The sequence below is a fragment of the Microtetraspora sp. NBRC 13810 genome, assembly GCF_030268685.1.
Taxonomy (GTDB): domain Bacteria; phylum Actinomycetota; class Actinomycetes; order Streptosporangiales; family Streptosporangiaceae; genus BSRQ01.
Window position 1 is genome coordinate 104,972 of the sequence record NZ_BSRQ01000012.1, and the last position, 12,602, is coordinate 117,573.

A 12,602-nucleotide genomic window follows, 5' to 3' on the forward strand; every position below is an offset into this window, starting at 1 on the left:
CTCTAATGCGAGGGACGGAGCGGGAAGGGGCTGGAGTATGGCGGCAGTTTATCCTGAGCGTAGGCAGTGGTTGACCGACAACCTCATGAGTGGCGGTATTTTCGACTACACATCCATTCATATCGGCACGATCCGGGGACTTAAGCTCTGGGCCCACAGCTCTGACGATTTCACTCCCTCGAAGGAGGAGGTGGACACCATCATGAGAGCCTGTGAATCTATGATAAATCCCTATAGCGTCGACATCGCCGGCCAAACGTACTGGCTACCCGGATGGAGCATTCACCACCCGGAGTGGCTTGATGACGGCCTCTTTCATGGTCGCCGGGAGGATAACGGTGGAGCCTTCTGCCTGGTGGCCAACGTGGGGAATGAACAAGTGAGGCGAACAATGGGCGTCATCGCGGTACACTCCCGACCTCCCGGCTTCATCGACTCCACCCCCGGGGATGCTGTGCTTACGGGGGAATTTTTTGAGAAAGGTGAGCAGTTGGTGCGCGACGCCGCGCTCGCGCTCGACAAACACCTCTGGCACTCATAGCAGCGAAACCGCCAACACCAATCCACCTGAAACGACGAAGGGCCCCAGCCGGCACGGCAGAGCAGGGGTCCATCACGTCAAGCGCTGGGTGACCGGCTCCCGTTTGCGAGCAGGATGTCAGGAGTTCGAATCTCCTAGGCTCTCCACGACCATAAGCTCAGGTCAGAGCGCCATGCTCGGCCTTGGCTTCGTGCTGCTGAGGGCGATCTGGGGGCGATCTGGGACGTGCGGCCTGAGGGCCGGTCCCGGCGGCGCGCAGGACTTCGGGCCGTCGCCGCACGCCCGCCGCGCCGTACCTACGCCATCCACCGGGCCCTGGGTCGCGCCGCCGCCCCCATGCAGCACGACGATCGCCACGGGGTGGCCCAGGTCTGCCGTGGTCGGGGGCGATCTGCGAGCCGGGGTTCGTTCCTCACCTCGGCTCGCCGGGTAATGGGGCTGATCACTGTGTGGACGACACCTGTCTATCGGCGCTACAGATCATCGGAGATACCACGGCAGCAGCTCTCCAGCGGCAGGGCCGCTTGGCAGTGCGGCCCGCGACAGTGAGACTCCGGACCGCTCGTACGCGGGGGTCCCGGTGTGAACCGCGCCTCCGCCGACCGGGCAGGCGTGCCCCCTACCCGTAGTACTCCAGAGCTACAGGAGAAGTGCGCTCCTCGGCAGGACGCCGACCACGAAGTGGGATCCATAGCTTCGGCACCCGAAGCATGAGAGATCCACTACGGAAGGACCGTCCCCCATGGGGTCCCACTCGCCCGGGAGTCGTCTGCGCCGCACCCTGCTCGCCTCGTTCGTCGCCGCGTCGGTGGCCGTGCCGGTGTCGGGTGCGGCCCGTGCCGCGGCCGTACCCGCGCCCGTTCCCGGCGCCTCTGCCGCTTCGGCCCCGCTGCCGGCCATGACCCTCGCGGCTCTGGACCGGCGGTACACCGCCGGCCGTGCCGCCATCCGCGCGGCCGGACGGACAGCCACCCGTCACGGTGACCGATGGCGGGCCTCGATGCTGCGCGCCATGGCGGACCCGGCGCGTCACTTCCTGTTCTTCGACGGCCGCGACGGCGGCCGTACCGCGGAGGTATTCGGCGAACTTTCCGGGGCCGGGCGGATCGCCGTGGTGGTCCCCGGGGCCGACACCAACCTCGACAAGTACGGACCCCTGCGCGGCGGCTCGATGCGACTGCTGCGCATGCTCGGCGACCGGTCGGCCGTCATCGCCTGGCTGGGCTACCGGACACCTGGCACGGTGAGTCTCGAAGCGATGACACCCGATCGGGCGGAGGAGGCCGCCCCCGGGCTCCGCGCCTTCGTGCGGGAGCTGCGCACTGCCAAACCGGCTGCCCGGATCTCGCTGCTGTGCCACTCCTACGGGAGTGCGGTCTGCGCCCGGGCCGCCCCCGGGCTGGACGTCGCGGACATCGTCCTGTACGGCAGCGCCGGCACCACCGCCGACAATGTCGCCGCGCTGCGCACCCGGGCGACCGTCTGGGCTGCCCGGGGCACCGGCGACTGGGTCGGCGGAGTACCGCACACGCGGCTTCGCCTGCCCTTCGCCACCATCGGGCTCGGCGCCGATCCGGTCGATCCGGAGTTCGGCGCCCGCGTCTTCGCGGCGGGCGACGGCGGCCACAGCGCCTACCTGTCCGCCGGGTCCCTGTCGCTGCGGAACATCGCCAGGATCGTCTCCGGACAGGTTCCCTCTGAGGCGGGCAGGGGTGCGTGACCTCATCCGGCGCATCGACGCGGCGACCCCGCCCGAACGCGACCGCGCCGTCGACGCACTACGCGCGCTGGCCGTCTTCGGCGTGGTGCTCGGCCACTGGCTGGTGACCGCTCTGGTCTCCGACAGCGGCACCTTGCACACCACCAGCCCGCTCCGGCACATGCCCCAGCTCGCCCCCGTTTCCTGGCTGTTCCAGACGCTCGCGCTCTTCTTCCTGGTGGGCGGGCAGGTGGGGGCGGCGAGTCACGCCTCGGCTCGCGCCCGGGGCACGGGGTACGGGCGGTGGCTCGGCGCCCGGCTGGCCCGGCTGGTTCGGCCCGTCGCCGCTGTGCTGGTCGTGTGGAGCGTGGCGGCGGGTGCGATGCTCGCCTCCGGGGCCAGTTGGGAGACCATACGCACGCTGGTCAAACTGGTGTACTCCCCGCTGTGGTTCCTGCTGGTCTTCGTGGCGCTGACGGCGGCGACCCCGCTGGCCGCCAAGCTGCACCCGCTGTGGCCGCTCGCCGCCGTCACGCTCGTCGACCTGGTCCGGTACGGCCTGGACGGGCCCGCCTGGCTCGGCTGGCTCAACGTGGTGGCCGGCTGGTCGGTGCCGTACTGCCTGGGCGCGGCCCGGGCCCGCGGCAGCCTGTGCGGCCGGGTGACCGGGTGGGCGCTGCTGCTCGGCGGTGCGGCAGCCGCCTCAGGGCTCGTCCTGTGGGCCGGTTACCCGGCCGCCATGGTCGGGGTGCCCGGCGCGGCCGCCTCGAACCTCGACCCGCCCACCCTCGCGGTCGTCACCTTCGGGCTCGCCCAGTGCGGGGCGGCCCTGCTGCTGCTCGGCCCGCTGCGGCGGGTGCTGCGCCGCCCGGCCGTATGGGTGGCGGTGGCACTGGTCAATCTGTCCGCGATGACGGTCTTCCTCTGGCACCAGACCGCGATGATCGCGGTGACGGCGATCGGCATGGTCGCGAGCGGGCCGCTGCCGGGCCTGCACACCGTCCCCGATGACTTCGGCTGGGTGCTCGCCCGGCTGGCCTGGCTTCCGGCGTTCGCGCTGGCCCTGCTGGTGTGTTGTGCCGCATTTCGTGTCCACGAGCAGAGAGCAGGTGCTGAACGCGAGAGGCGGCCCGCCGGGGCGCCGGAGGTGGAGCGTGTCTAGGGTGACTTCCGTGCAGGAGATCGGCGCCATGAGGCGGCTGAAGGCGGCGCTGCGGGCGGCACCGGGTAACCTGCGCGACGACCTGTGGACGACGGCGTACGAACCGCTGCCGCGTACGGGGCGGCCCAGCTGGCGGGACTGGCTTCCGGCGTTCGCGATGCTGTTGCTGCTGCCCGCGGGTGCCCTCGCCGCTCTCAACATCAATCAGCTCGGCGACCAGTACGGGCTTGAGATGTCGTACGCCGCGCTGCTCGGCGGGCTCCAGGCGGTGGCGCTTCTCCTCGCGCTCGTCCAGCCGGTGCCGGCCTGGTGGGCGGTGACGATCGCCATGGTCGTCATCGCGGGACTCTCGGAGCCCCGCGTCCCCGTGTTGTTTCCGTGGACCAGCCCCGGGCTCGCCCTGCAGGCCGGGGTGCTGTTCCTGCTGGCGTTGCGGGTCCGCTCCCGGGCCGCGGTCGAGGCGCTGGTGATCACTGTCCTGGCGGGCCTGGTGTGCAGCACGTTCATCTCCCAGGCGCACGGCGACAACGTCGGCGGTGCCGCCGTGATCCTCGCCGCCGTGGTGGTGGTGGGCGCCGCGCTGCGCGGCAGCCGGGTGGCTCGTACGGAGCTGGTCAAACAGGAGGAGCTCACGGCCGAGGAGCGGGCCCGGCGCACCCTGCTGGAGGAGCGCAACCGGATCGCCCGTGAACTGCACGACGTGCTCGCCCACCACATGTCGTTGATCTCCATCCAGGCGCAGGTGGCTCCGCACCTGGTCCAGGACCCGCCCGAGGAGTTGAAGGAGAACCTCGCGGGAATCCGGGAGAACGCGGTGGAGGCGCTGACCGAGCTGCGCAGGGTGCTGGGCGTGCTGCGCTCGGAGGAAGCCGAGCCGGAGGAGGTACGGCACGCCCCGCAGCCCACCCTCGACCGGCTGGGCGAGTTGGTCGACAATGTGCGCGGCGCCGGGCAGACGATCACCACCCGGATCACCGGCGAACCACGTCCGCTGTCACCGGGCATCGAGCTGTCGGCGTTCCGGATCGTCCAGGAGGCGCTCAGCAACGTGATGCGGCATGCGCCCGGGACGGAGGCACGGGTGGAGGTCGGGTACCGGCGGGACGCCCTCACCATCCGAGTCACCAACACCGCGCCGGACGCGCCCGCCCCGTCCTGTCCGGCCGCCGGACACGGGCTGTTGGGCATGCGCGAGCGCGCGGCCATGCTGGGCGGCGAACTGGCCGTCGGTCCCACCCCCGGCGGAGGCTACGAAGTGACCGCGGTCCTGCCCGCCACTCTTCCCCAACCGCCCCGCCGACCCGATTGAGGACTCCTCTTGAGGAACATCCGCGTGCTGATCGCCGACGACCAGATGATGGTCCGCCAGGGCTTCACGGTGCTGCTCAACGCCGAACCCGGCATCGAGGTCGTCGGCCAGGCCGTGAACGGCCTCGACGCCGTCGCCAAGGTCGCCGAACTCGCCCCGGACGTCGTCCTGATGGACATCCGGATGCCCCAGCTCGGCGGCATCGAGGCGACCCGCCGCATCACGGAACCGGCCGGCACCGCCGTCAAGGTCCTCGTGCTGACCACTTTCGATCTCGACGAGTACGTGTACGAGGCGCTGCGCGCGGGTGCCTCGGGTTTCCTGCTGAAGGACGCCTCGGCCGCCGACCTCGCTCAGGCGGTACGTGTGGTGGCGGCCGGTGACGCCCTGCTCGCCCCGAACATCACCAAGCGCCTCATCGCCGAGTTCACCCGGATGACCGCTGCCCCCCGCACCCCGAGCAAGGACCGCGTCGGCGACCTGACGGAGCGCGAGTCCGAGGTGCTGTCTCTGATCGCGCAGGGCCTGTCCAACGCGGAGATCGCCGAGCGGCTGGTGGTGGCGGAACAGACGGTGAAGACCCATGTGAGCCGCATCCTGGTCAAGCTGGGCCTGCGTGACCGGACCCAGGCCGCGGTCTTCGCGTACGAAACGGGACTGGTGCGCCCGTCCGGACACTAAGGGCTCGCCTGGAGGGATGGGGGTCGATCCGCCGATGGAGACGCTTGTAGACTCTCGGCCATATTGATGGCAGTGCTGCAAACCTCCGGGTTTCCCGCACGACCGGAGGTTTCATGACGTGTCCAAGATGAACCTCCGCCATCGTGCGCTGCTATAGGGAGGGTCATGGCCGGCACCATCGCATCCCTGAAGCGAATCGCGTGGTTGGCCCCGCTCGCCGTCAACGCCCTGTTCGGTTACCTGGCAATTGTTCCGCTGTTTCTCGTCTGGTACTTCCTCGCCAATTACCCGCTGGCCGCTCTGGGCCTGACGGAACGGGACCCTACCGACAATGACGGAATCCTGCCCCACCTGATCATGCTTGGCGGCGTGGGACTCTTCATCGCCCTATGGGCGGTGGTCAATCTCGCGGTCCGGGCACTTTTGAGATTGCCCGCACGGTCCTATTGGCTGGTCTCGGTGGCCCTGTTGCTCGGCTCGCTGAGCCTCACCATGATGTCTCTTTGAACGACGGCCCCCTGAGCCGCTGATACAGATAAGGGCGGAGATCATCGCTGCCTTCCACGTCCGTCGCCGTAGCACCGGCCTAACGCGTGTCGACGGCGATCATTCTCAGGGTTCCCTTCGTCACCACGATCATCTCCCCCATGCCAAGGTCGACCAGTGCGCTGACCCTGGAGCGCAAAGAGGACCGCTCCACGAGGTGGCCGTCGGGTCGCAGCCGGAAGAGCACGCCAGGTTGGCTGACGAGCACAAAACCCTTGTCGTCGTGACCGACCCCCTCGGCAAACGGCTGCCCGGCATCCATTTTCCACAACGCCGATCCGTCCTCAGGGTCGACGGCGACATAACCGCCCCTCCGCTCTCTCAACAACACCACGCCACCGGTGAACTCGGCAGCCGAGGTCACGAGGTCGGCGTCATGCCGGAAGAGGGGATGTACGAGATCCGATGAGAGCCGGATGACTGCGACGGACCGGGAGCCGCACAACACCAGGCAACGGTCATGATCGATGAGAGTGAACGGCGAGTGGTTGTCGCTCCACGCCAGTGGTTCCGGCAGTCGCCAGCGGGCGAGTTCCCGGCCCTCTCGCGGATCGATCAGCCATGCGTCCGTGCCGCTTCCCAGCAGCACGCCGCCGCTCCACGGCACAGGAAGCACCGTGTCCGTGGCGCGCTGTGTCGACCACAGCAGCCGTCCGTCGTCCAAGTTGAAACCGGTCATGGGCGTGTACCCGCGCCAGCCGCCCACGATGACCGTCTCCGGGGTCGCCACGACATGCCCCGAGTACGCTCGCAGGCCGGCGCGCCACATCAATGATCCCGTCGTGAGATCGACGCAGGACAGTTGGTCGCTGTTCTGGGGTAGACAGAGACAGCGCTCGTCGGTGACCGCCACGCCACGTGGCCACGTTCCCATGGGTACGTCCCAGCGGACCGAGCCGTCATGGCGATTCAGGCAGACAAGCCGAGTGTGGCGTTCGTGGACGACGACGCAGTCTTCCCCGGCTGCCAGCGCGCCGGCGTCACCCCTTTGATGGAGCTGCCGCTCCCACAGTGTCGTCCCGATCATCTGACCAGTGCACCAGGCAGGCGCCGGTGCCATCAACCGCAGGCGCGGGGCGACCAACGCGACCCGATGGCTGCAGGATCTGCGTCGTACTGGTTTGTCGGTACCCATCGATACTGTCCCGCGCATGGCTGGTGCGGTGTCGTCGCCGGTCTCGTGTGCGCCTGGACGTGGTGGACGGACTGCCGGGGCACGCGTGGTCCCTGTAAAGACGCGCCCGCCGCCCGGCGGGCTCGCGGTTCGGCGGAGGTATCGGCGTGAACCCGTGGCAGCATGTCCGCGACTGGATCGAGACCGGCGAGAACAACGCCGGACTGCCGGCCTTCCTGGCGGGCCTCAGTGATCTGGGCCGTAAGGCGATCGCTGTGCAACTGCCCGGATACCTGGCCGAGCGGCTGCGCGGCGAGGGCGCGTCCCGCTGGGAGGTCGTCGAGCAGGCCCCCGCCTTCCGTATCGTGGGAGCCGCCTGCCTGTCCGGTGCCGCTCAGGTCGCGGCGTGGCTCAATCGCCGCGAGTTCCGTGACCCGCGTGCGCCGAAGGTGGACGCCGAGCGCATCCTGCGCGTGGTTCGCGACCGGCAGGAGGAGTGGCGCCGGGATCTGGCCCACCGGCTGGTCGCCGGTTTGCGGCCAAGCACACGCGGGGGCTGGTCGAATGCGGAGGGAGAGCCCGGCTGGGAACTGGCCGCCTCCCTGGTGATCGAGACGGGCATCGCGCCTCCGGAGAACGACGCCTTCGTCGTGGGCTGGGTCTGGGACCTTCACCGCAAGCTGCGGGTGGGCGCGAAGATCGACGTGGTCCGGGAGCATCCCCTCCTGGACGCCATGGTTCCCCGGCTGTTCCACGCCGAGGGCGTCGCCGTCGCACTGACCCAGGACTGGCGATGGAACAACGGAGACGGCAGCCTCTCCGTCATCGGTGCGCTGGCCGACCTGGCGGCCGAGGGCCGGGTGGACCGGCGGAGCCTGCTCAACGGCTGCGCGGCACGGTTCCTGACCGCCGGCCAGGCCCGGGACATCGAGCCGTTCGTGATCCTGTGGAATGAGCTGCGGCCGGCACTCACCGAGGTGCCCGTGGTGGACCTGGTCCGGGTGCTGCCGGTCGCCGCCTCCCCGCTGGCCCGGCTGGCCGCCGACGAGCTGCGCCGCGTCGACGACGCTGCCGGACTGGACCAGGATCTGTTCGCCGAGGCGGTCGGAGCGCTGGCGTTCCGGCCGGAGAAGAAACTCGTCACGACCGCGCTGCAGTGGATCGCCGGGGCGGCGCCCGAGCGCGCCGACGGCTCCCTGGCCGCGCTCGCGCTGATCTTCGGCCAGGAAACGCCTGCGTTGCGCGATCGGGCGGTACGGCTGGCGCTCAAGCTGGCGCCGCACGCGAGCCCGGCGACCGCCGACGTGATCCGCGAGGCTGCGGCGGCTCTCCCGGCGGAACTCCTCGGTCAGATCGCCGGCGCTTTCGGCGAGGTCGTTCCGGCGCTGCCCGAGTCACCGGTGGCCGGCACCCTGCCGGCGACGGTCTCGCTTCCCGATCTGCCGCCGGAGATCGTTTCCGTGGCCGAGCTGGCCGGCAAGATATCCCCTGGCCGGCTCTCGTACGGACCCATGGAGATCGAGCGGATCCTGGCCGCGATGGTCGAGTGGACCCACCGCGACCGCGCCGCGACCGCCGAAGCCCTGCGACCCTGGTGGGAGGAGAGCTGGGCGCGATGGGGCCGCACGGCCTACCCCTACGTGGACAGCCACGTCGCCTACAGTCCCTACTCGTTGCTGCGCCACTGCGCGCTCGCGATCGTGTCCCCGGCGGACAGTGTCCGGTGCTCCGGGCAGATCACTGAATATCTGGACAAGAATCCGCCATACCGCACGGTGCTCGACTGGCTGGTCCGGGACCGGCTGCGCGAGGTCATCGCCCTGCTGGAGTCCGGCCGGACGATCCCGGTGCTGCTGGCCACCCCGACCGCTCCCACCGGGCACCTCGACCCCGGAACGCTGGTCAGCCGCCTGGAACTCCTGGGAGACAGTGAACCGCTTCCCCTCGACTTCTGTCAGGCTCTGCTCCGCCTGCCCCGATCCGTCGCCCCCGAGGTTGTCGCCCGCGCCGAGAACCTGACCTCGCCGGCGGGCCGGCGACTGGCCGCGTGGCTGCGGGACGGCGGTCTGGCCGATCCGGTCATGGAGTACGGCATAGAGGCGACGAGCCGTAGCGTGTCGTACCAGACCTACGCCCGGATCCCCGCGATGCACGTCCGCATGAATCCACCGGCGCAGGATCTGCCGGAAGCGATCGGCGACCTGTGTGTCCTGGAGCCGAAGGAGTGGTGGGCGGGGCATTCGGACGAGACGGAGTGGTGGCCGGTGACCATGCCGTCGCACCGGGAGGTGATCGCCGCCCATGTGCTTGAATGCTTCGCCGTGGGCCTCCAGGTCAATCGCGCCCAACCGGAGGTGCTGATCCCACTGGTTCAGGGTGAGGGCCCGGTAGGGCGGGCGACTGCGAGCGCCATCGTGACGGTGCTGGGGCACAGGCAACCCGCACAGCGGGCACTGGCCGTCGACGCGGCGAAGATCCTCGCCGTGCGTGGAGAACTCGTCGGAGGCGATTTCGGCTGGGCGCTGGGGCGACTGGTCCGCGCGGACGTCGTGAAGCTCAACCGGGTCGCACCGGCCCTGGAGGACCTCGCGCTGTCAGGGGCGCATCACGAAACGTGGGCCGTCCTGGCCGACGCGCTTCCCGCTCTGCTGCCCGCCGCCGGAGAACGGCCGCTGACCGGCCTGGCGGCCCTCCTGGCCGTCGCGGTCAAGGCCGCCGCGCTCGCGGGGGCGCAGGCCGATGTCCCAGGACTGGCGGAGACGGCCGCGCGCAAGGGCGGCAGCCGCGTGGTCGAGGAAGCTCGCCGTCTCCTGCGGACGATCAACACGAGATGAAGGCCCGCCGCCTGCTGGGTGCAGTCCGCACGCACGATCAAGCGTCTCAGGACCGCAGGAGAATCGCCATGGCCTCGGCCGCGTCGGCTGCCGTGTGATCCGGGCCGGGGATGTCGTGGAGCCAGGGGCGGCCACGGTCGATCCACACCGTTCGCAGGCCGGCCGCTCGCCCGCCGGCCATGTCCGCCGCCGCGCTGTCGCCGATCATCCAGCCGCCGCCCGCCAAGGTCGTACCGCATCGCTCGGCCGCGATCTCGAAGAGCCGCCTTTCCGGCTTGCGTGCGTTCTCGGCTCCGGAGATCGCCCATCCGTGCACGTGCCCGGCGACGCCGCTGCTCGTGATGGTGGCGAGCTGGACGTCGGCCAGGCCGTTGGTGACCAGGCCGACGAGCCAGTCCTGCCGGCGCAGCCGGGCGAGTCCGGCCAGCGCGCCGGGGAAGGCGGGGATCAGGGCAGGGTGGCGCCTGCGGTACTGCGCCCACAGCTCCGCCACCGGCTCGGCGAGCGAGTACCGCTCCTTGATCTGGGCGAAGAACGTCTCCTTGGGCACGAGGCCGTCACCGTCGGCCTTGACGATCCACTCGACGTCGTCTGCTCTGAGCCCGTGCGACGCGCGGAACTCCTGCGCCCACAGGCGAAGGCCGGCAGCGCGGTCCACGAGGGTGTTGTCCAGGTCGAAGAGCGCGAGGCGTCGCACAGCGGCTCACCCGCTCGACGGTCTTGCGAAACTCGACCGCTGATCCAGGATGTCGGAGCCGGACGGCATGATCGGGATGTGGACGATGTGCTGGCGGGGCTTCGGCGGGAGTTCGAAGCGGGGGATGACACCTTCCTGCTGAAGCTGCGGGGTGATCGCCTGGAATGGGACAGGGACGCCTTCAGCCGGTTGGAGCGGGCGATGCGGGCGGCGTGTGAGCTGTACCAGGGGCGCGACCGGCTGGACCGCTGGGTCGCCGAGGGGTTCTACGACGTCTCGCGCTGGGTGCGGGACTGGACTTCCCATCCGCACTTCCCGCGGCCGAAGCCCGCCGAGTACCACGACGCGTGCCTGGAACGGCTCGACGACCTTGCCGACTGGTTCTTCCGCGGATTCCACAGCTACATCGAACCGCACACCTGGCCGGACCTCTGACAGCCGTATGGCACCCTGCGCTCACACCGGAAGGGGCGGTCCGGGAATCGCTGCCGGATAGGGGCGGCTAGGGAATCGCTGCCGGATAAATGACCGAAGATGCTAGATTGTCGGGGCTATTGATGTTGGTCTGACAGCAGAGGCATGACTCACGTGGCAGGGCTGGAGATCTACTTCGACGCGCTGGAGGACTGCGCGACCAAGGTCAAGGGAGTCGCGAACCAGTTCAAGAGCGCGGCTGACGAGGCTCCCGCGAGCGTCGGCGCCTCCTGTTTCGGTGGTCTCGAAGGCTTCTCCGACAAGCTCACCAAGGCCGTCAACGACCTTGAGGCGAAGATCGACGCCGAGACCCGGCACGCCCAGCAGAACCTCACCAAGGTCGAGGCGGCGATCCATCAGGTCGTCGGCAACATCCGCAGGACCGACCGTCCCGACGTCCCCCGGACGGAGCAGGCGTGACGGATGTCTGGGACGGGTACCTCAGCCCCATCCAGGCCGTCATCGACGACCTGAACGGCGACCAGGCCGAGATCACCAGGATCTCGAAGCGCTGGCGGGCGCTGGCGACCGACATCACCACGGAGACCGGCGCCGTAAGACGCGCGGTCACCACGGTGAACAACGCGTGGAACGGCGACGCCGCCGAGGACTTCGCCACCTACATGGCCAGGTATCCCCAGTCCGGTACGGCGTTGAGCGACGCCCTGATCGGCTGCGCCGGCAAGCTGGACGCCGCGGGGACCGCGCTCGACACGGCCAGGAGCGAGGTCCAGGCCCTCTACCGGGAGAAACGCGCCTGGCTGGATGCGCAGCGCAGCGACTCCGACAGCAGCACGATCTCGATGACGAGCATCAGGTCCCAGGTGTCCGACGCCCTTGAGCGGGCCAGAGTACATACGGACAAGGCGACCGAGGCCCTCGGCCAGGCCACCGCCGAGATCGACAAGTACCTCGGCGAGGTGCGGTTCTTCACCGGCATCCCCGCTCCCGGCGATCAGGTCTTCGTCCCGGGCAACGATCCCGCGGCGCGCTGGGTCCCCGACCCCGACTTCCGGCCCCAGGGCACGCAGCTGGCGTCCTCCAACGGGAACGGCGCGCCGGCCGCCGGCGGCGGGTACGGCACGACCGGGGCGGGCGGTGGCGGCGGCGGCGGCGGTGCGGGCGCTCCTTCGCTGGCCGTCCCGCCGAACGCCCACAGCCTGGCGCCCAACCCCCGCGCCCAGGCCGTCATCGACTACGCCCTCAAGCAGATCGGCGACCCGTACAGGTGGGGAGCGACCGGCCCCGACTCCTTCGACTGCTCCGGGCTGACACTACGCGCGTACGAGTCGGCGGGGACCGCCATCCCCCGGGTCGCCAACGATCAGTGGCTGCGCGGACCGCGCATCCCTGACGGCAGTGCGCAGCCCGGGGATCTCGTCTTCTTCGACAACACCGGTGACGGCGTCGCCGACCATGTGGGCATCGTGCTCGACCCCGAGAAGAACACGATGATCCACGCCCCCAGAACAGGCTCCGACGTCAAGATCGCCCCCTACGGCGGCACCCCCATGGGCTTCACCCGCCCGGGAATGAACTGACCCG

The 12,602-nt window shown here is 69.8% G+C and carries 12 protein-coding genes; 10 read left to right on the forward strand and 2 right to left on the reverse strand.

Features of this window, described 5'->3' with window-relative positions; genetic code table 11:
* Positions 1-37 precede the first annotated feature (37 nt).
* The 6 genes from QSK26_RS23715 (at position 38) to QSK26_RS23740 (ending at position 5,899) form a co-directional block, all read left to right on the forward strand.
* Positions 38-541: a profilin gene (locus QSK26_RS23715; RefSeq protein WP_285777436.1), complete on the forward strand. Its 504-nt coding sequence runs from the start codon at positions 38-40 to the stop codon at positions 539-541.
* 742 nt (positions 542-1,283) lie between these two features.
* Positions 1,284-2,261, forward strand: coding sequence for an alpha/beta hydrolase (locus tag QSK26_RS23720; protein ID WP_285777437.1), 978 nt, complete (start codon positions 1,284-1,286; stop codon positions 2,259-2,261).
* Positions 2,254-3,402 carry an acyltransferase family protein gene (locus tag QSK26_RS23725; protein ID WP_285777438.1) on the forward strand — a complete coding sequence of 383 codons (1,149 nt, stop codon included), beginning with the start codon at positions 2,254-2,256 and terminating at the stop codon, positions 3,400-3,402. Before QSK26_RS23720 ends, QSK26_RS23725 begins: the two co-directional genes overlap by 8 nt.
* Before the next feature lies 1 nt (position 3,403).
* On the forward strand, positions 3,404-4,711 hold the full coding sequence (locus QSK26_RS23730) for a sensor histidine kinase (RefSeq protein ID WP_285777439.1): 1,308 nt from the start codon (positions 3,404-3,406) through the stop codon (positions 4,709-4,711).
* A 9-nt stretch (positions 4,712-4,720) separates the two neighbouring features.
* Positions 4,721-5,392, forward strand: coding sequence for a response regulator (locus QSK26_RS23735; protein ID WP_285777440.1), 672 nt, complete (start codon positions 4,721-4,723; stop codon positions 5,390-5,392).
* Between the two features lie 165 nt (positions 5,393-5,557).
* Positions 5,558-5,899 carry a hypothetical protein gene (locus QSK26_RS23740; protein ID WP_285777441.1) on the forward strand — a complete coding sequence of 114 codons (342 nt, stop codon included), beginning with the start codon at positions 5,558-5,560 and terminating at the stop codon, positions 5,897-5,899.
* 79 nt (positions 5,900-5,978) lie between these two features.
* Here the strand turns inward: QSK26_RS23740 and QSK26_RS23745 are convergent, their stop codons facing one another.
* Entirely contained in the window at positions 5,979-6,965 is a 987-nt protein-coding gene (locus QSK26_RS23745) for an outer membrane protein assembly factor BamB family protein (RefSeq protein WP_285777442.1), read from the reverse strand.
* A 254-nt stretch (positions 6,966-7,219) separates the two neighbouring features.
* Here QSK26_RS23745 and QSK26_RS23750 point away from each other — a divergent pair, with 254 nt between their 5' ends.
* Positions 7,220-9,886: a DUF7824 domain-containing protein gene (locus tag QSK26_RS23750; RefSeq protein WP_285777443.1), complete on the forward strand. Its 2,667-nt coding sequence runs from the start codon at positions 7,220-7,222 to the stop codon at positions 9,884-9,886.
* A gap of 46 nt (positions 9,887-9,932) precedes the next feature.
* Here QSK26_RS23750 and QSK26_RS23755 read toward each other — a convergent pair whose 3' ends face one another.
* Positions 9,933-10,583 carry an HAD family hydrolase gene (locus QSK26_RS23755; RefSeq protein WP_285777444.1) on the reverse strand — a complete coding sequence of 217 codons (651 nt, stop codon included), beginning with the start codon at positions 10,581-10,583 and terminating at the stop codon, positions 9,933-9,935.
* A 78-nt stretch (positions 10,584-10,661) separates the two neighbouring features.
* Here QSK26_RS23755 and QSK26_RS23760 point away from each other — a divergent pair, with 78 nt between their 5' ends.
* From QSK26_RS23760 to QSK26_RS23770, 3 genes are all read left to right on the forward strand, one after another.
* Positions 10,662-11,018 (forward strand): hypothetical protein, encoded by a 357-nt coding sequence (locus QSK26_RS23760; protein WP_285777445.1) that lies wholly within the window; start codon positions 10,662-10,664, stop codon positions 11,016-11,018.
* 144 nt (positions 11,019-11,162) lie between these two features.
* Positions 11,163-11,477: a hypothetical protein gene (locus QSK26_RS23765; RefSeq protein ID WP_285777446.1), complete on the forward strand. Its 315-nt coding sequence runs from the start codon at positions 11,163-11,165 to the stop codon at positions 11,475-11,477.
* The gene (locus QSK26_RS23770; RefSeq protein ID WP_285777447.1) at positions 11,474-12,598 is read left to right on the forward strand and encodes a bifunctional WXG100 family type VII secretion target/C40 family peptidase; all 1,125 of its coding nucleotides are present in this window, start codon (positions 11,474-11,476) and stop codon (positions 12,596-12,598) included. The genes QSK26_RS23765 and QSK26_RS23770 overlap by 4 nt, the downstream gene beginning before the upstream one ends.
* Positions 12,599-12,602: the final 4 nt, after the last annotated feature.

Bases quoted from the DNA above. Each gene is read 5' to 3' on its own strand.
- QSK26_RS23715 (WP_285777436.1), top strand. From the start codon at position 38: ATGGCGGCAGTTTATCCTGAGCGTAGGCAGTGGTTGACCGACAACCTC.
- QSK26_RS23720 (WP_285777437.1), top strand. From the start codon at position 1,284: ATGGGGTCCCACTCGCCCGGGAGTCGTCTGCGCCGCACCCTGCTCGCC.
- QSK26_RS23740 (WP_285777441.1), top strand. From the start codon at position 5,558: ATGGCCGGCACCATCGCATCCCTGAAGCGAATCGCGTGGTTGGCCCCG.
- QSK26_RS23745 (WP_285777442.1), bottom strand. From the start codon at position 6,965: ATGATCGGGACGACACTGTGGGAGCGGCAGCTCCATCAAAGGGGTGAC.
- QSK26_RS23765 (WP_285777446.1), top strand. From the start codon at position 11,163: ATGACTCACGTGGCAGGGCTGGAGATCTACTTCGACGCGCTGGAGGAC.